At 62.7% G+C, this 17,864-nt stretch carries 19 protein-coding genes and 1 tRNA gene; 6 read left to right on the top strand and 14 right to left on the bottom strand.

Features of this window, described 5'->3' with window-relative positions; genetic code table 11:
• Positions 1-34: 34 nt before the first annotated feature.
• Positions 35-880, bottom strand: a complete 846-nt coding sequence (locus ABT053_RS09625; protein ID WP_350968480.1) for a MauE/DoxX family redox-associated membrane protein — start codon at positions 878-880, stop codon at positions 35-37.
• 5 nt (positions 881-885) lie between these two features.
• Positions 886-1,836, bottom strand: coding sequence for a hypothetical protein (locus ABT053_RS09620; RefSeq protein ID WP_350968479.1), 951 nt, complete (start codon positions 1,834-1,836; stop codon positions 886-888).
• Positions 1,837-2,051: 215 nt separating this feature from the next.
• Here ABT053_RS09620 and ABT053_RS09615 point away from each other — a divergent pair, with 215 nt between their 5' ends.
• Positions 2,052-2,645 carry a SigE family RNA polymerase sigma factor gene (locus ABT053_RS09615; protein WP_350968478.1) on the top strand — a complete coding sequence of 198 codons (594 nt, stop codon included), beginning with the start codon at positions 2,052-2,054 and terminating at the stop codon, positions 2,643-2,645.
• A gap of 259 nt (positions 2,646-2,904) precedes the next feature.
• Here ABT053_RS09615 and ABT053_RS09610 read toward each other — a convergent pair whose 3' ends face one another.
• Complete coding sequence (locus ABT053_RS09610; RefSeq protein ID WP_350968477.1) at positions 2,905-3,408, bottom strand: MarR family winged helix-turn-helix transcriptional regulator; 504 nt, start codon at positions 3,406-3,408, stop codon at positions 2,905-2,907.
• Between the two features lie 102 nt (positions 3,409-3,510).
• On the opposite strand from ABT053_RS09610, the gene ABT053_RS09605 reads away from it, so the two are divergent.
• Positions 3,511-4,074 (top strand): YceI family protein, encoded by a 564-nt coding sequence (locus ABT053_RS09605; RefSeq protein ID WP_350968476.1) that lies wholly within the window; start codon positions 3,511-3,513, stop codon positions 4,072-4,074.
• Positions 4,075-4,346: 272 nt separating this feature from the next.
• A tRNA-Ser gene (locus ABT053_RS09600) sits at positions 4,347-4,436 on the top strand.
• 89 nt (positions 4,437-4,525) lie between these two features.
• Here the strand turns inward: ABT053_RS09600 and ABT053_RS09595 are convergent.
• The 6 genes from ABT053_RS09595 to ABT053_RS09570 form a co-directional block, all read right to left on the bottom strand.
• Complete coding sequence (locus tag ABT053_RS09595; protein WP_350968475.1) at positions 4,526-5,872, bottom strand: tyrosine-type recombinase/integrase; 1,347 nt, start codon at positions 5,870-5,872, stop codon at positions 4,526-4,528.
• A complete protein-coding gene (locus tag ABT053_RS09590; protein WP_350968474.1) occupies positions 5,872-6,072 on the bottom strand; it encodes a helix-turn-helix domain-containing protein in 201 nt (66 codons plus the stop codon). The genes ABT053_RS09595 and ABT053_RS09590 overlap by 1 nt, the downstream gene beginning before the upstream one ends.
• 1 nt (position 6,073) lies before the next feature.
• The gene (locus ABT053_RS09585; RefSeq protein ID WP_350968473.1) at positions 6,074-7,768 is read right to left on the bottom strand and encodes a replication initiator; all 1,695 of its coding nucleotides are present in this window, start codon (positions 7,766-7,768) and stop codon (positions 6,074-6,076) included.
• Positions 7,765-7,959, bottom strand: coding sequence for a hypothetical protein (locus ABT053_RS09580; RefSeq protein WP_350968472.1), 195 nt, complete (start codon positions 7,957-7,959; stop codon positions 7,765-7,767). Before ABT053_RS09580 ends, ABT053_RS09585 begins: the two co-directional genes overlap by 4 nt.
• On the bottom strand, positions 7,956-9,380 hold the full coding sequence (locus ABT053_RS09575) for an FtsK/SpoIIIE domain-containing protein (protein ID WP_350968471.1): 1,425 nt from the start codon (positions 9,378-9,380) through the stop codon (positions 7,956-7,958). The genes ABT053_RS09580 and ABT053_RS09575 overlap by 4 nt, the downstream gene beginning before the upstream one ends.
• A gap of 82 nt (positions 9,381-9,462) precedes the next feature.
• Positions 9,463-9,888 (bottom strand): plasmid replication, integration and excision activator, encoded by a 426-nt coding sequence (locus ABT053_RS09570; RefSeq protein ID WP_350968470.1) that lies wholly within the window; start codon positions 9,886-9,888, stop codon positions 9,463-9,465.
• A 213-nt stretch (positions 9,889-10,101) separates the two neighbouring features.
• On the opposite strand from ABT053_RS09570, the gene ABT053_RS09565 reads away from it, so the two are divergent.
• Complete coding sequence (locus tag ABT053_RS09565; RefSeq protein ID WP_350968469.1) at positions 10,102-10,362, top strand: hypothetical protein; 261 nt, start codon at positions 10,102-10,104, stop codon at positions 10,360-10,362.
• A 21-nt stretch (positions 10,363-10,383) separates the two neighbouring features.
• Here the strand turns inward: ABT053_RS09565 and ABT053_RS09560 are convergent, their stop codons facing one another.
• The 5 genes from ABT053_RS09560 to ABT053_RS09540 all read right to left on the bottom strand — a co-directional run bounded on the left by ABT053_RS09560 (position 10,384) and on the right by ABT053_RS09540 (position 13,775).
• Positions 10,384-11,205 carry an integrase gene (locus tag ABT053_RS09560; RefSeq protein ID WP_350968468.1) on the bottom strand — a complete coding sequence of 274 codons (822 nt, stop codon included), beginning with the start codon at positions 11,203-11,205 and terminating at the stop codon, positions 10,384-10,386.
• A gap of 1 nt (position 11,206) precedes the next feature.
• On the bottom strand, positions 11,207-12,049 hold the full coding sequence (locus tag ABT053_RS09555; protein WP_350968467.1) for a sigma factor-like helix-turn-helix DNA-binding protein: 843 nt from the start codon (positions 12,047-12,049) through the stop codon (positions 11,207-11,209).
• A 146-nt stretch (positions 12,050-12,195) separates the two neighbouring features.
• Positions 12,196-12,405, bottom strand: a complete 210-nt coding sequence (locus tag ABT053_RS09550) for a hypothetical protein (RefSeq protein WP_350968466.1) — start codon at positions 12,403-12,405, stop codon at positions 12,196-12,198.
• Positions 12,406-12,461: 56 nt separating this feature from the next.
• Positions 12,462-12,869 carry an ATP-binding protein gene (locus ABT053_RS09545; protein WP_350968465.1) on the bottom strand — a complete coding sequence of 136 codons (408 nt, stop codon included), beginning with the start codon at positions 12,867-12,869 and terminating at the stop codon, positions 12,462-12,464.
• Positions 12,870-12,965: 96 nt separating this feature from the next.
• The gene (locus ABT053_RS09540) at positions 12,966-13,775 is read right to left on the bottom strand and encodes a helix-turn-helix domain-containing protein (protein WP_350968464.1); all 810 of its coding nucleotides are present in this window, start codon (positions 13,773-13,775) and stop codon (positions 12,966-12,968) included.
• A gap of 642 nt (positions 13,776-14,417) precedes the next feature.
• On the opposite strand from ABT053_RS09540, the gene ABT053_RS09535 reads away from it, so the two are divergent.
• Together ABT053_RS09535 and ABT053_RS09530 are read left to right on the top strand one after the other, a co-directional pair.
• Positions 14,418-14,744: a trypco2 family protein gene (locus ABT053_RS09535; protein WP_350968463.1), complete on the top strand. Its 327-nt coding sequence runs from the start codon at positions 14,418-14,420 to the stop codon at positions 14,742-14,744.
• A 6-nt stretch (positions 14,745-14,750) separates the two neighbouring features.
• A partial coding sequence (locus ABT053_RS09530) for a P-loop domain-containing protein (RefSeq protein ID WP_350968462.1) occupies positions 14,751-17,864 on the top strand: 3,114 nt, incomplete at its 3' end.

Here is a 17,864-nt window from a genome sequence, read left to right as displayed (position 1 = left end):
TGCCCTGGAGAACCCTAGGGAAATCTAGGGTTCTCTAGTGTCCAGCCGATATCGGCAGAGATTCGGCAACAGCCCCGGTCTCCACCGGCTGCCCGTCCGAGCCGACCATCGCGACCCGCACCGCCGGGTGCCGCCCGCTCAGATAGACCGCGAAGACCACGTCGACCGGGTCGCCCGCGTGGCTGCTGCCCGGATAGACGAAGAACCGCCAGCACAGCTCCCGCCAGCTGTCGACCGGCTCCCTGCTCGACAACATTCCCTCGTGCGAGCGCCAGACCGTGCTCGACCGCAGCCGCCCGAGCGCGGTGGCCGGGTCGAGGCGGCGCTGCTCGCAGGGAGCCCGATAGCGGAGCCTCGCGACCGTCTCCTCGATCTCCGGCGAGAGCGTGGCGAGCACCAGCAGTCCCGCGAGCACGGCCGGCGCGTGCGTCCAGGTCAGGTCCGCCATCGCCGCCCAGCCGGGAACCGCCGGGGTCCAGACCAGTCCCAGGGACATCGCCGTCAGCACCATGGTGCGGCCCAGCGACCGCCGGCCCACCGGGAGCGCGCTCACCTCGCCGAAGCAGCCGCAGCCCGCGTCCGGGCGACGGCGCCGCAGCTCCCACAGGACGTAGGTGGAGACCGCGAAGAACCCGCCGATCCCCCACCGGAAGAACGGATGGCCGGTCAGCAGCAGCCCGCTCGCCAGGAACAGCTCCCCGAGCGCGCAGCCCACCATCGCGGGCCCGCGCCAGCGCTCGGGCACCAGCACGGCCGGTCCCAGCCTGCTCAGCATGCCCGGTTCGGTCTCGCGCGCGGCCGTCCAGATCTTCGCGACCGTACCCGCGGCCAGCAGCAGGAACACGACCGGCAACTGCGCGGCGGCGATCGTCGTCAGCATCTGCGTCACCCCATTCCAAGCCGGGCGTTGAAGCACCCGGTGGTCAGGTCTCCGCCGAGTTCCACGAAGGAGCTCGGGGACAGTTCAAGGATCCGGCCGCGCGGCGAGGTGCCGCACTCCAGGCACCGGTCGCAGAAGCGCCCGGCCAGGCAGCCGCACGCCACGATCGGCAGGACCGAGGTGCGCCCGGCGCACACGTTGCGCACGTTGAGCATCGACCCCAGCGCCAGGTAGGGCAGACCGGCGCAGGACACCCCGGTGTCGTCGCACGCCGTGTCGGCCCGTTCCAGCATGGGGTACGCCACCCCCTGCTCCCCGCAGTCGAAGGTGTCCGACCAGGTGGCCGTGCCCGAGATCCGCGACTGAACGCCGACGTAGCCGGGGGGCGGCGGCGGCACGGCCGTCCACCGGTAGGGCGGCTGCGAGGTCGCCGGTAGCCGCGCCAGTGCCGTGCCGTCCTCGCGGACCCCGATGGCGTCGAACAGGTAGCCGGGCTCGAACTGCGGGTGCCTGACCCGCAGCCGCCCGGAGGACCGGTAGGGGATGACGATCGTGCGCCGCCCGCGGTGCGGCCCGCAGTACAGCTCCACGACGTGGTCCTTGCCCTCGGAGCCGATCGACTGGATCACCCCGGTGATCCTGGTGATGTCCGCCCAGATCCGGTCCACGACCCGGCCGGCCCGCAGCGCCTTGATGATCACGTTGGACCCGCGGGGGAGGTCGGCGGGGTTGACGGCCTCCCCGCGCCAGGCGGTCGCCCAGGGGGCGATGACGAGCCGTTCCTCGTCGCCGGTCGGGGTGTCGATGACGATCAGGTGCGGGCTGACGTCGAGGATCGTGCCGCTGACCGCGTGGAAGGGCTCGCCTTCGGCGGGGAGGGGGCCCGGCTCCTGGACGGTCCGGCCAAGCGCGGCGGCCGCCAGCGTACGGCGGCGATCGGCGCTGCGATAGGGCATCGTCGCTCCCCAATTCTGCGAGGTGTCGCAGCCAGCGTCACACGCTTCGCGGAATCCCGCTGTCCGCTCCACCAATAATCACGGCAGGTGTCCAACCGGGTACTAAAGTTCCCCTCCCTGGTAGAACGCATTGGTGTCCGCCCGATGACAAACCGCTATCTAATGCTTCTTGCTGGCCTCATCGCCCATCGAAGCTGATCTTTACCGTTGATGGGATGAAATATAGATTTCGGTTCAGCCGCAGTATGGGTTCCGGCTGCGATTCTGACGACCATACGCACCTGGAGCTCAGGCTGGTGATCACGGTGGCCGGCGGAACCGACGAGGAGTTCCGCGAGTATGTCGTTGCTCGCGGCCCCGCGCTGCTGCGTGCCGCCCACCGGCTCACCGGGCACCCGAGCGACGCCGAGGACCTGTTGCAGGCGGCGCTGGTGAAGACCTACCTCGCCTGGGACCGCATCCAGGACCGCACCGCCCTGGACTGCTACGTACGCCGGGCGATGGTCAATATCAACATCTCCTGGTGGCGGCGGCGCAAGCTGGAGGAGTATCCGTCGGGCGAACTCCCCGAGCCGGTCGTCGCGGGCGCCCAGCACCTTCCCGAGCGCGTCGAGCAGGCCCTCGACCGGCTGCCCGTCCGGATGCGGACCGCCGTCGTCCTGCGCTACTACGAGGACATGACCGAGCCGGAGATCGCCAAGGCCCTGGGCATCAGCGTCGGGACGGTCAAGAGCACGGTCTCCCGGGGAATGGCCAAACTCCGGGGCGACCTCACCTCTGAGCCGCGACACCTGGAACCGCAGGTCTGACGCGGTGGCCGGGCCCTCGCCCGCTCACCGGCTTTGTGGCTGTTCCCCTGCGGGGAACCTCTTGCTGGTTCGCCCGTACGGAACCTCTGCCGGTTCGCCCGTACGGAGAGCCCCTGTCGGCCGTCCCCGAGTCTCAACAAAACCCGCGTATTCGCGGGGAACATGAGGGGAGATGAGGGGATATGAGAGGACTTGCGCGGAACTCGTATGGGACTCCCGCGGAACTTGTCGCGGACCTCGTACCGGATGGATGGCCGCGTCACTCGGACGGGATGAGCGCGCTCTCCTCCGGACGGAGGCTCTCCGCCCCCGCGGTGGCGCACGGTCGCACGGCGTCGCGGATGGTCCTCAGGGTGCCGAGGAAGGTGTCGAGCTCCGCGGGAGGCAGCAGCCCGGTGAACCAGGTGTCGATGTCGATCAGGTGCTGCGGGAGGACGCCGCCGAGCCGGTCGGTGCCGGCGTCGGTGATCACCGCGTAGGAGGCCCGCCGGTCGGTGGGGCACGCCTGCCTCGTGACCAGCCCCTCGCGCTCCAGCCGGTCGACGACCCGGGTCGTCCCGCTCGTGGACAGACCCGTCTGCGCGGCCAGGTCGCTCATCCGCAGCCGCCCCTGTGGCGAGCGCGCGAGCCTTATCAACGTCTCGAAGTCGATCTCTGAGAGCTTCGCGGCGGCGAAGGACTCGTGCGTCTTCGCTGAGATACCGGCGTAGACCTCGGCAAGGAGGCCCATCGCCGTCAGCCGGGAGTCGTCGAAGTGGTTCACGCTCACACCCTACCCGACAGTAGTTGACGAGAGGAATATTCCTCGTGTAGAAATCTGTTGACGCAAGCATCCACTCAGCAAGCATCTCTTCGGGAGCAGAAAATGACCACTCGGACCTGGGAGAACCTTCAGATCCCCGCCCCGGGCACCTACGCTCTGGACGTCGCCCACACCCAGATCGGCTTCGTCGTCAAGCACATGATGGTGAGCAAGGTCCGCGGTCACTTCAACGAGTTCGCCGGTACCGTCACCATCGCCGAGAACCCCCTGGACTCCTCCGCGCAGCTCTCGATCAAGGCCGCGAGCATCACCACCGGCGCTCCCGACCGCGACGGCCACCTGCGCAGCGACGACTTCCTCTCCGCCGACAAGTTCCCGGAGCTGACCTTCCGCAGCACCCGCGTCGTCGGCCACTCCGGTGACGAGTTCACCCTCGTCGGTGACCTCACCATCCGCGACGTCACCAAGCCGGTCGAGCTCACCGTCGAGTACGGCGGCGCCGGCACCAACCCGTGGGGCCAGGACGTCTGGGGCTACTCGATCAAGGCCGAGATCGACCGCGAGGAGTTCGGCCTGACCTGGAACCAGGCGCTGGAGACCGGCGGCGTCCTGGTCGGCAAGAAGATCAAGATTGAGATCGAGGGCGAGGCCAACCCGGCCGCCTGATCTCCGTGACCACCCGAGGTCTCTCCCGTCCCGCCGGGCGGCGAGGGGCCTCAATGGTGTTCACTCGTTGAGATGTAGCGTCTCGCAAACTGGGAATCCACAGGATTTCCACCGTGCTCATCTGCGGACTTCTCGGTTTGTCCACAGGGTCGGGGAGAGTTATCCACCACTTGTGGATAACTCTCCCCCAACTCTTGCCCGAGACGCGATCGTCAACCGCTTTGCCGCCTTGCCTGATGGCCGGTACTCTGTGCTGAGCCGAACGGCAACCAGGAGGCTTCGCCTAGTCAGGTCTATGGCGCCGCACTGCTAATGCGGTTTGGGTTTACCGCCCATCCGGGGTTCAAATCCCCGAGCCTCCGCAGGTCAGAGGCCCTCTCCCGAGATACGGGGAGAGGGCCTTTTTGATCTCTAAGTGCCTCATAGTTGCAGTCCTAGTTGCAACGAGGGTTCAGGACTCCCCCCAGAGCGCCGAGGCCAGGCGCTCGCCGGCGTCGCGCATGAGCGGTGTGGACACATGTGCATAACGCTCGGTCGTGGTCACCCTCGTGTGGCCCAGGACCTCCTGAACGACCCGGATGTTCACCCCTTGCTCGATGAGCAGCGTCGCGGTGGTGTGGCGAGCGTCGTGCACCCGGACGTCCCGAACCCCGGCCTGCTTGAGGATGGTTTTCCACACCTTCCAGTCTTCGGTGCGCTCGATCGGACCGCCATGGCGGGTGGCGAACACGAGATCGTGATCCTCCCAGCGTTCCCCCGCCTTGAGACGCTCCGCAGTCTGGATCTTGCGGTGTGCCTTGAGGAGCGCGAGCAACTCGGGAGGGCATTGAAGGGTGAGCTTGCTCTTGCCTTTTCGCTGGCGGAAGACGATGCCCCCGCCCGTGCGTTTCGGGCACCTGTCGGCGTGGCTCGTACAGTCCTTGAGACAGGTCCTCTTGAAACAGGTGTGCCCCTGCTTCTTGCAACCCTCCTTGCAGCCGGGGTTGTGTCCGTGATCACTGCACTTCTTTTTGCAGGGCCAGCGATGCCACTTCTCCCCGCATTTATGGGGATCGGCGCACCCGTGTTGCCATTCGGTGCGCTGGATCTGGAACCACGCCCTGATCACTCCGGTCTCCAGGTCGACGTACTGCCAGCGGAGTCCGAGCGCCTCGCCCTGGCGGATGCCGAGAGCCAGAGCGACCGACCAGCGCGCCCCGTTCCGCCGGGTGCCGGCCACGTCGAGGATGTCGCGGGCCTCTTCGCGGCTCAGCGGTTCGATCTCGGTGGAGGCTGCCGAGGGGGCGTCGACCAGAGTCGCGACGTTCCGTGTGAGCTTGTTGCGGCGCACCGCGATGGTCAGCGCCCGCGACAGGATGCGATGAACCTTGAGAACGGTGCTGGTCGAGAGGTTCTTCTCAAGCATCGTGGTGTAAGCCGTGTCGAGGTGTTCGGGAGCGAGCCGGTTGAGCCGATGCCGTCCGAGCAGCGGAATGATCCAGTGACGCGTCTTGGACCGGTAGTCCGTCAGCGTGCGCGGCGCCATCTTGCCGGAGATCACGAGCCGCTCACAGATCACGTCGAGATACTCGGTCATCCACTCGGCGACGGTGGGCGCACGGCCGGGCTTGGTGACCTGTCCGGATTCCCGGTTGTTCTCCAGCTCCCGCACCTTGCGGGTCACTTCGGCCTCAGTCGTGGCCATCCGGTGACGACGGTCGAGGGAGCCGTCCGGCTTGATGCCCAAAGTGACCCAGCCGTGCCAGTAGCCGTCGTTGCCGAAGTAGATCGAGGACCGGCCATCCGGCTTCTTCGCCATCACGCCGCCTCGTCCTGGGAGAGCCCCGCCTTGGCCTCCAGTGCATGGGCGAACTCGTGGAGCGCCCACCGGGGGACCAGCCGGTATCCCTCGTCTTTGATCGACTTCAGTTCGCCGGATTTGATCAGTCGGAAGACGGCAGTACGGCTCATGCCGAGCATCACGGCGGCATCCTTGGGCCGGTAGAACAGTGGTTCCATGTCAGGCCGCCTCTCCGATTGCCGAAAGATCCTCGATCGGTCGTCCGTCTGCTCTGGCTTGGAGTTCGATCAGGCGTGCGCGGGTGCGCTGGCGGTTGGCGACCTCGCACAGCAGCCGTTTGGCCAGCGGGGTGCGGTTCGGGTCCTTGGAGGAGACCGGCCGCCAGACGTAGCGGTGCGGGTCGGTAACGGTGTCGTCGGGCAGGCCGAGCATGTCGAGCACCCAGGCCCGGCGATCGGCCTTGTGTTCACGCAGAGTCTTGTTCGACCACTTGCGGGAGACCAGGATGCGACGGCCCGCGTAGCCGAGGTGTTCGGCCTTGTGTGCCTTGCCGCGGCATCGGCCTGGCAGCATGCCCGCCTTGGCGCCCTTGGGCTGGATGCCGTAGCGCAGCCAGTTCGCGCACGCCGGGGAGCAGGGTTCATAGCGCAGCGCTTCAACCATGCGGGTGGCGTGGTCACGGCGAGCCTGGTTGGCGACGTCGTCAGGGTCGAGGGGGTCGCCGAGGCTCTTGGTCAGGTACTTCGACAAGTAGATGAGGCACTGGTCGGCATCCGGCGATCCGGCCAGTACGCCCTGAACATCGGCCTGAGCACCGAAGCGGACCACGTGCAGCGGTTCGGCCGCCTTGTTGGCGCCGAGCTGGTCGAGTGCCTCATCCCAGGTAGGCAGTACTTCCCCGGTGGCAGGGTCGAGGTAGTCGCCGGCCTGCCCGTCCGGGTAGGGCTCAGCGCGTTCAGCCCGTGGTGCCCAGATGGGCAGGTGGTCACCGTCGAAGCGGACCTCGTCGACCGATGGCCACCATACCTGGTGGTAGGTGGCGGCAGCGATGGCCTTGACCTCCGCGCGGGGCATGGTGCCGCGGATGGCCATGTGCAGGTGCGGGGCGAGGCGCTTTTGGGGTTCGACGGAGGCGAAGTACTGCACGTCATAGCCCGCCACCCGCCGGAGGTTCTGCACGAACCGGTCCACCAGCTTGGAGAAGTGCAGCGCGTCGCGTGCCGCGCGAGCGTAGTCGTAGGTGGCCGGGTTGACCGGGACGCCGTTGTTGACGCGCCCGTAGGAGGGAAGCGTCAGCGTGACGAACAGAGACGGTCGGTAGACCTTGCCATCAGAGGCGATGAAGGTCCGCCCCAGGGTGGTGTTCTGCTTGGCCCGCTTGGGCAGGTCGGGGGCATCCTGGCGCCGCCTCGTCGAGCGGGAACGCTTCGGGGTTGCCCGGCCGCCCAGGACATTGCCGCGCATCCCCGCGGCGTTGATTTCGGCGTCGATGCCCGCGATGGCCTCGTCCCAGTCGAGGGTGTCTTCCCCGTCCCTCTCTGCCTCGTCGCGCTTGGCTTGGACGTCGGCCCGAAACTCGATCAGCCATTGCTGGCCGTCGGTGGAGGGGTGAGGTTCGGCGACCGGTTCGTGGTCGAGGTGCCAGCCCTCGCGACACTGAGCCTTACGCAGCTGCTTGTTGCGGGTGGCGCATGGCGGGCATTTGGCTTCCTGGGTGGCGCCGCAGGGGATGTTGAACGACTCGGTCATACCGGTGTGGGTGTCGAGGCGCCGCAGCTCGATCGGCCGGATGCACACACCGTTGTTCTTGGTGACCTCCACCGCGACGTCCAGGGCGAAGGGCAGGGTGTCGCGGATGAGGCGGGGAAGGGTGCGGTTGGAGCCGTCCGGCGAGGGGGTGGGGGTGTCGGTCACATGTCCTCCTCTCGGGCTAGCACGTCGGCGGTGAAGCGGTAGGAAGCGCTGTAGGGGTCACGGCGCAGTCGAATGTTGATCAGGTCGGAGAGCACCAGCTCAAAGCGCGGCGGGGAGTCGGACAGGTTGCCCAGGAGGCGGAAGGGGACGGTGTCGATTTCGGCGAGGGTGCCCTGAATGATGATCTTCACTGGTGTGCCTCCTCGGCGAAGTCGGCGACCATGGCGCGGATATCGGCGTCAGAGACGTAGCCGGCACGGGCGCGGATCGGGTCGGGGGAGGTCTCCAGGCGGACGTAGCCGATGCCCGCGCCCTGCTCGGGGATCGGGGAGATGTGATCGGCCAGTGCTCCGCGGTCGCGTGCGCCGTCGCCGAGGACCATGTCCACCTGCTCGGACTCATCCAGGCGAAGGGCGATCTTGTCGGGGAACAGGTTGCGGACGTTCATGACCTCTTTTCGCGGGTCCTGGAGGGCGGCCATCACGCCGAAGCCGACCGCGCGGCCCTGGGTGGTGAGCGTCGCCAGGGCGGCGGAGATGCGCAGCTTGAGGCCCTTGTCGGATTGGTAGGCGGTCAAGAAGGCAACCTCGTCGACGACCACCAGGACGAACGGGTCATCGACGGTGGGGGTGTGGGAGCGCTGGAGTCCGGCGAACCGGTCGGCCCGCTCCTGCATGACCTTTACGGCTGCCTCCAGCAGATCGGCGCAGTCGGCCGGGTTCGCGGCGTAGCGGTCACCGAACAGGGCACGGCCGAAGGACAGTTCCATCCGCTTGGGATCCAGCGCCCACACCTGCGCCAGGCCCGCCCGCACCGCAGGCAGGAGGCCACGGATGGTGGACCAGATGACCGACCCCTTGCCCGCTCCGGTGGCGCCGGCCACCAGGACATGGGTGCCGTGAACTTTGAGCCGCCACGGGGTACCGTCCTCGCATCGGCCGATCTCGACCGGCTCGACCGACACCACCTCGGGGATCGGTAGCGCGGGTAAGGGGGTGGCCAGCGGGTCACGCCGGGGAAAGGCCAGCAGCAACCGGCCCGACCGGGCCACCGTGACTCGACACGAGGTGGCACCGAACCCATGGGCCAGGTGCTCGATGCGGTTGGTCCAGTCCTTGCCCGCCTGTCCGCTGATCATCTTCACCGTGACCAGGTCCGCCCACGAGGTGCAGGTGACGCGCACGATGTGAGGCAGGTAGTCCCGGCTGTGCAGGTTCCGGCCGAGCCCGGAGACGATCATCACCGGTTGCCAGTGCCGCCGGTAGATCCACACCAGCCGCCACCAGGCCAGCAGCCGCCAACCCATCCAGCGGTTGAACGAGGACCTGTCGAAGAACGGCCACGGCGCCAGCAGCGAGAGCGGAACGGTGACGACGACCACGGCGAGCTGCCAGCCGTACAGGACACCGAGCACCGTAGGAACGGCGAGCACGGCCACCGCGATCGGGTGACGCCAGATGAGCCGGACGAGTCCGGCCAGCAGCCGCCACAGGAAGATCGTGATGGTGAAGATGGCCGGGGTACGCACCACGGCCGGGCGGAAGACGACGGCGGTATCGGGGGTCGTGGTGACGAGGGTACGAGCCTCGTCACCGGGCAGCTTTTTGAACATTAGGCTTGAGCCCTCTCTTGATTCGCGTCTGGGGAGAACCGAGGGGCCGCCGGAATGCCAGTTCCAGCGGCCCCGCTTCATGTCAGGCCGCGATGTCCTTACCGGCCGATGCCTTGGCCGGGGACGCCGCGGTGCGGGGAGGACGCATCGTGGTTGCTCGGATGGACCAGGCCAGGCGTCCGGTGTTCTGGTTGACGTAGGCGGTGGCGGTCATGCCGTCGAACTCCACCGGTACGAACGGCAGGCCCGGCAGCGCAGCGGGAACGGTCGGCTGGATGGGGGACAGGATCTTGACCGAGACCGTCTTCTGGCCGGCCTTGACGGTGGGGTCGGCGTCCATGACCGCGACCTGCCAGACCAGCTCTCCGGTGTTCTTGTCCTTGGCGTAGACGGTGCGGCCCTTGGACGAGGCGTCGAAGTCCTTGACCTGCTCGACCTCACCGACGATGAAGCAGCCGTGCGGGAAGACCTGCCCGAAGTGGACGGGGATGGGGCCTTGGATGGCCATGGGCTCTACCTTTCGTCTATCCCCCTAGACAGTGACAGGTGTTCTGTCGGGGCGAATTGTCTAGGGGGCTATGCGGGGAACTCTAGGCTTTCTCTCCCCAACTGTCTAGGGGGGTAAACAAGAGTCGTGCGCTTTAAGTCGGAACCCTTTGCGGAGCAAGGTCGTTTTTCGCCGTGGTGACCACTACGCGTTGGCCCTGAAGGACGGATCCCTGTGCCGAAAGCCATGAATAACAGCGAGGTTCAGCAGATCGTCGAAGATGCCCGGCTCGCGCGTGCGGAAGGCCGCATGATCTTCACAGCCATTGCGATGATCGATTTCCGTAAAGAGGCTTACACGGCTTGGGACATCTCCGAGTTGATCGAAGGCGTGGAGCGTCAGGGATGGTTGCTGGCCCACACGTCCGAGATGTACGTCGGGATCGCGACCGGCCACCTACGTATGACCTCTGTCTTCCGCCGACACGACTGGTAGCACAGCGTGCCGCTTACGGCATCAGGTGATCCTGCCGTAGGCGGCCGTGGCATCGTCGAATATCTTTCCTCGCGTCCAGCGGGAGCCGTTCAGATCGGAGCGTTCTGCCTCGCGGACCTGGCGAATCAACTCGGCCGGGCCGTCGTGGTCGAGGAGGTCGAGGAGTTGCCGCCAGGTGGCCAGGCCGAATCGGTCGACGAGCCGGGACGCCCCGTCACTCAGGACCGCAACGGCCCGTACCCGGTCGACCGGCACCGTTCCGGTCAGCGCCTGTTCCGCGGCCAGGGGATCGACCGCGGCGACCCAGAATCCGCCGTCGACATTGCGGTGTGCGCGCATGGCCTCCATGTAGTGGCTCAGGGCAAGGAGGTGTTCCGGGCTTCCCCCGGTAGCGGCGTTCATCGGGCCCCGGTAGCGATTACCGGTCAAGGCTTCCCGCTCGTCGCAGATGACCATGGGGTTGGCATCGAGGACGTCGAGGACGAGTACGGAGTCGGCCAGTACGAGCCAGTCCAGGGTGTCGGTGCTGCGGCGGAGCATGACCACGGTGGCCGAGGGGGAGCCGGGGTGGGAGAGGTCGCAGCAGAAGTCGTGTATCGAGGCCGTGGCTTTGATTCCTGCGGCGAGGATCGTGGTCAGGGAGTCGGCGCTTTGGGTTACACCGGCCAGAAGGGTCGAGCCGAGGGTGTGTGAATACCAGGCGACGCCATGGGAGCAGCCCGATTCCAGATCCGCGGGGGTGCCGGCACCGTCTAGGAGAACAATGGCGTCAGGGGTAGCGCCGATGAAATCTTCGTTGGGCCGGTCGGGGTAAGCGGGTTCGGTGGCGAGAGTGAGCCGCATGTCAGTCGTCCTCGTGTCGATAGAGCGGACTGGCAAGTTTGGTTCGGGTCGGTTCTCCGCTGTCGGGGTCGTACTCCACGCTGACCACGGTGGAGAAGCGCTGGTCTCCGACCTGTCCCCAGATCGTCGCGATCTCCGAGGTGAGCAGGTCCACCACGCCGAGGGAGCCGTTGGTACGGATTCCGGCGATGGCTAGGAAGGTGCCGTTGCCGTCCGGCCGGGAGAGACGGCCGAGGTACGCCGAATCGGTTGGCTGCTCCGGGACGACCTGGGTGCCCGACCGGTAGGCGACGTCGGTGCGGGTGTCGCGCAACAGCCAGCCGAGGTCGTCGCGTTCCCAGCGGATGACGGGATCGGTGTCGTAGGCCGTCTGCATCGCCTCGGACATGCGGGGACCGCAGACGACCACGAGATTGGGCCGGTTGAGGTCGATCTGACCGTCGATGGTGACGTTGTCTGAAGCGATGGCGAGCCCAAAGGATTTGGCGAGCTCTTCCAAGCGCTGGCCCGAGCGCATGTCGTCCAAGGCGAGGACGGGCCGCTTCTTCTCCGGGTCGAGCCGCAGGGGAGTGACCACGGTTACCAGGCCCGTGCCGAGGAACGCGCCTTCCGGGGCTGGTCCGGTGTGTTTGATCTGGTGAATGCGCCCGCGTGACAGCCCGGCTTGTTCGGCGATCTGGGCGTAGGAGACACCTTGGGCGTGTAGCTCCTGAATCACCCGGCGCCGTAGCCGGGCCAGTTCGGTGACCTCCTGTTGAGCGGCGCTGAGCCGTTCGGTCGCGGTTCGGATCAACAGGTACGGGTCGTCGATGGCGGCGATCCGATCAAGGTCACTCGGCGGCACGGTGGTTCCCCTTCGGTGGTGCTCCGCCGAGTCTAGACCCCTAGACGAAATGCCGTCTATCCCCCTTGACAGTACGGATTTAAGCGTTTCACCCGTTTTTAGACTTACTGCCCGGATCGCTGAACGACGCTTCGGTACACCCCTGGTCATCGAGCGCGACCCGTCAGCATCGCCGCCCACAGCTCCTGACCTTCGGCCATGCGCGTCCGGCTGGTCTCCTGGACGGTGCGCGGTGTTCCCTGCACGGTCCGGCGGAGGAAGACCTGACCGCCCGAGGCGCACAGCTCGTAGACGACCGAACGGCAGTGGCAGGTCCAGGCGAGCACCCGGAACCGCTCACCGGGCCGCGGATCCATCCAGGTAAGCCGGGCATGATCGGCTTGGGGGATCGGAACGTGAGCAGCCAGGCAGCTCACTGCCGTACCGCCGGCTGGGGGAGCAGTTCCAGGACGGCCCACACGATGCGCCCTTTGTCGTCCCCGGTCACACCCCAACTCGCTGCGAGTTCGGTGACCAGCATCAGCCCTCGTCCGTCTTCCCCATCCTCGTGATGTGGGAAGGCCCGAGGAGAGCGAGGGCCGCCTTCGTCCAGGACGCCGATCCAGAGCCGATCGGCTTCCGTATGGATCGACACCGTGAACCGGCCTCCGAATCGGCCGCTCTCGGAATGCCGGACCGCATTGGTGGCCAGCTCGCTGACGATCAGTTCGGCATCTTCGGCTTCCGGCCAGCCGCTCAGCATGGCGGTGACGAACCGGCGAGCTTCGACGATGGATCGGGGAGAGTCGAGGAAGGTGCGGGAGATGCGGAAGAGCGACATGGTGGGCTCCGACGTCTAGGGGGCTATACATCCATCCCGTCAGAGTATGAGCGAACCCGGAAACTACTCAAGGTATTCGACGCATAAATACGTCAGTTATTCGAGGTGGGCCATCAACTTCTGATACTCCGCCCCGATCTGCGCCAAAAGATCCCGCAGCCCATCGCCATAAACAGCCGCCGCCGCGAACGCCTCGAAGGTATCCCCGTGCGCCGCGATCTCTCCCGGTTCGCTCAGCGTGAGATCACCGGTGAGGCTCTCCACCACGCTCACCGACCCGTCATAGATCGTGAACCCATGCAGCGGGAACCCCGGAGCCTCCACCGACCACGGCACTATCCCAAGCCCCACATGGGGAAGCGTCGAGACCTGAAGCAATCGATCAAGTTGCGCCCGCATCAACGCCGGCGACCCCGGCCACGTCCGAACCGCCCCCTCCGTCAACACGAAGGAGAACTCACGCCCCGACTCGAACAGAACAGCTTGCGCCTCCACCCGAACCGCCGCAGCCTTCGCCGCATCCTCCTCGTCGACGTCCCGGCCGAAGGCCAAAGCGAGCCGCGCGTACTCCGCCGTCTGAAGCAACGCCGGGATCATTGCCGATTGAAACGACACCACCCGCTGAGCCGATCGCAGCCGGGCAGCATTGGCCGCCTCCCGGCCGGCAAGCCCACCCTTGAGACGGGAGACCTCATCACGAAGCCGTACGAGCAGAGCATCCAACTCCCCGCGGCCCACGTCGTCCAGGTCCAGCGCTTCGACAAGCCGATCGACCGTCTCCGGAACCGGAAGAAGCTGCCCCGTCTCAATCCGCGAGATCGTCGGCTGAGCCACCCCAGCCCGCAACGCCAGATCCTTACCGGTCAGTTCAGCATCTTTACGCAGCCGACGCAGCAACTCACCCAACGCCCGAAGCCGATCCCGTCGATCCTCCACACCCAGCGTTCTACCAGCCGCTCACGCATCGAGCGTCGCCCATCCCGGATCACTGCCGAATTGTTCTCATAGGTATCAAGGCGGCGGCGCGGCGCGCCGCCGCACGGCCCTCCACCCGCCCGCCGTCCGGGCGTGCGGCGTGGGCGCCGGTCCCGAACGGCGGCGGAAATCGGGCCGCCCACCGCACCACCTGCCCACCGCACCTACCCATGGCCACCGTACCGAGGCCGCGCCACCGCCCGAGGATAGATCAACGGGTTAGTGGATGGTCCTTTCAGAGGTTTCAGACGGTTGCACCCGACGATCGCCTGATGACAGTTAATGTTGGCTCAGGGCTGGGGGCGATCGACGAGTCGGGACTTCGTTCCTCAGTACCGACTCACCGAGTGCTCTGCTAGCTCTCCGTACCGTTCTATGTTTCAGAGCTAGTCACCCAGTTCTGAGGCGAGGCAGTTGCAGAACCCGTGTGACGATCCTCGCTCGACATATGCGCAGGTGAATGACTATCTTTCCATGATCCTAGTGGGCTGTAGCGCTTAACCGTTCCTGAACGCGAACATCTAAGCTAGTTCTACTTCATTTCTTCGATGTGAGTGTTAAGATTCATCGTTCATGGTGCCAATAGAAGCGCAGGATGAAGTGATCGAACTTACTACAGTCGTGAAAGCACTCCGCTCGCAACTCACTAAGGCAGTCGATGAGGCCCCACACGAAGAGATTCGGTTTGAGCTAGGACCAATCGAGCTTGAGTTTTCCGTAGTAGTGACCCAAGAAGATAATGTCGGCGGAAAAATTCATTTTTGGATACTAGGCGTAGATGGTAGCTCAAAAGAGACGGCATCTTCTACACAACGAATAAAATTAACTCTACAGCCTAAGAGTGCGAATTCGACCGCTACCCCTTGGATCTCTGGCCCGTCTGGGGAGAAAGAGCGTTAATGATCGATGGATCATGATGATTTTGATCTTTATGAGTCGTTTGAGTTGGAGGTGTCATCTGCCGACTCTGAAATCGAAAATGCATCTGATTCAGGCTTAGACCCCGATCGAGTTGCCGAAATTATAGTTATCCTGATTGATGGATCGAGAGAGCGAGGATCGGGTTATCTTGTATGTGCCGACAGAGTAATTACATGTGCACATGTAATTAAGAACGCAATCAGCGTCCATGTCAGATTCAATGCCGATAGCGAAGATGAATGGACAGGCGAATCCTCCATCGATTTTGTTTCCTCGAAATGCGATACCGCCGTACTCTCTATACAGTATCGCAATAACGATGATCTAGTTAAGTTGGAATTTGGCCGTATTGGCAGGAAAAATGCAGTTCTTTCATGCTCTGCCGTTGGATATCCCAGATTTAAACTGCGCGATGATCACGAAAGAAAACTTCCCGACGGGACTCCATCACAATATCGTGATAGCTTTCATCTAAATGGTAGCGTTCCGCTGCTTTCCAATCAGAAACAGAACAGCCTGGAAGTAAGCATAAGTAACCCGCCATCTCCTGCCTACAATGATGGATCACCATGGGAGGGGATGTCCGGTGCTGCACTTTTTTCAGGAAATTTAGTCATTGGCTTGATCAGCCTGCATTACTCCACGGAGGGGTTCGCTCGCCTAGCGGCTGTAAGGGTTGACTCGTGGTATCGCTTACTAGATGAGCATGAGTTGGAGCTGCTGATACAGCTCCTAGATCTCCCAGGTGTAGAAACACAGTTAGCCGATGCTCTTTCGCCAACTGCAACACCCTTGATCGAATCTAGTTATTTAGCACGAGTTCGTAGCTTAGCACCAAGTGAGCTAATCGATCGTGAGGATGATATAGCTGATTTGGTTAAATTTTGCGCCAGTACTGAAGGCTATCTTTTAGTGCATGCTCCACCATGGGCAGGCAAAACCGCCTTGACTGCCTGGTTTGTTCTTAACCCGCCGGCTGGCGTTCGCATAGCTTCCTTCTTCATAACGCTTCGGGCTGCTAGCGAAGCAAGTAGCCAAGCTTTTCTTATATCGATGATTGACCAGCTTTCTTTTATAGCTGGCGTACCAAGAAAAATCGCCACAGAGAATAGCAAGCGTGTTGAGCAGTTTCATCACTTGATTGAAACTGCCGCTAAAAGAGTGCATGAGCATGAGGAAGATAAACTTCTGCTAATTATCGATGGTTTGGATGAGGATAGTGGCGGCCGGCCAAGTATTGCGGCACTCCTACCTCGTAATTTACCATTTAACGTTCTTGTTCTGGTCACAAGCCGTGTTCATCCCGACCTTCCTGTCGATGTTCCAGGACAACACCCACTACGAAGTTGTGAACAGCGTCCACTTATCTCTTCACCGCATGCTACGAACCTTGAAATCGAAGCTGAAAATGAACTGCTCCTTCAATTAGAGAGTGAATCGGGGAACATAGATATAATTGGCTACCTAGCTGCATGCCAAGATAGTCTGTCCTGTAAAAACCTAGCCGAACTCACCGGTCAACCACATTATGAAATTAGAAAAAAAGTAAGGGCCTCTTTTGGTCGAACTTTGCGAACAAGCATAAAAGATCGAAATGATGAGACTTACGTATTTGCTCACGACACTCTTCGAGTAATGGCTAGAGACCTTCTTTCTGGAGACTTAGAGCGTTACCGAGAAGGCATTCACGAATGGGCTGAAGATTACAGAACTAAGGGCTGGCCACAGAGTACTCCAAGATATCTTCTGCACCCGTATGGGAAAATGTTATTAGACACCGACGACTTCGTTCGTTATAGCAAAATTGCAGCAGATACTCAACGACATAATCTCATGCTGTCCGAGGAAATGTTGGCCGCAGGGGCTATTAGTGAAATCATCACAGCTCAAGATATTATTGGCAAGCACGATTTCAACGTAACCCTATTGACAATGCTTGCTATTGAGCGGGAACGAGTGCTTAACAGGAGAAAGGTATTGGATACTCTCTATCGGAAATTGGTGAAGCATGACGGCAGCTATATCATGAACGATAAGTATTCAATTCAAGAAAATATCCCTAATCAAGTCAAAGTGTTAACTGCAATTTCGTCGAAGATATCTAATTATGACCGCGGTCGGGCACTTGCAATAGCTGTAAGCTCAAAAAATCTTGCGCTATCCATCACTAACCCGCTACGGCAGGCGGGCCCGCTCATAGATGTAGCAGTAGCGTTGGCACACGCGGAGCAATGGGAATCATCTCGGTTAACAGCACTAGAAATTGACGACGTCGAACACCGAGGTAACGCACTGAGGAACATTGCGATTGTTATGGCGGAGGCTGGGCGAGGAGAGCTATCGAATTATGTAGCGGAATCTATTGATGTTCACACGTGGCGCATTGAAACGAAACTGCATCTAGCCGCAACTCTGGTTGAAAAATCACCTAAACAAGCGTTAGCCATAATCAATCCCATTAAAGATGGCTTAAGCTTCGGTGAGAGCTTGCGGAGAGAGAGAGCTTTAATTAAATTAGCCAGCATTTTAAGTAAAGCTGGTAATACGGAGCGGGCCGAACGCCTTGCGCAGACAGCAAGAGATAAGCGCACAAAGAAAGCTATACTAGCTGACGCTTCTATAGAGCTGGCGCGCTCTGGCCAGGCGAAACTCGCTGAACGGATGCTCAATGGCGTGCCGCGCTCTTGGTTGCGAGATAAGACAACGGCTGAAAATTCAATTACGATAGCCCAAACTGGTAATTGGAAAGTCGCCGAGAAGATGGCCCGTACTATCCCTGATTCCCAAGAACGAGCGAGGGCGTTGGGGTATCTTGGCGCCTTGCTTTTAGAGAGCGACCCGAAACGAGGGAGGGGTGTTGTTGCTGAAGCGCAGATGCTCGCTTCATCGTTAAGTCCCTCTTCTAAGTCGCATGCTTTGCTGGATCTCGGATCAGCATTAATGGAATCTGGCCACTTTAGTTATGCCGAGAAGGTGATGCGTGACATCCCTGATTCCCAAAAGCGAGCGAGGGCGTTGGGGTATCTTGGCGCCTTGCTTTTAGAGAGCGACCCGAAACGAGGGAGGGGTGTTGTTGCTGAAGCGCAGATGCTCGCTTCA

This window comes from Streptosporangium sp. NPDC002524 (genome assembly GCF_040295985.1).
GTDB lineage: Bacteria > Actinomycetota > Actinomycetes > Streptosporangiales > Streptosporangiaceae > Streptosporangium.
Note: the sequence above shows the minus strand (reverse complement) of the source record. Positions and strands in the feature narration are given on the sequence as shown.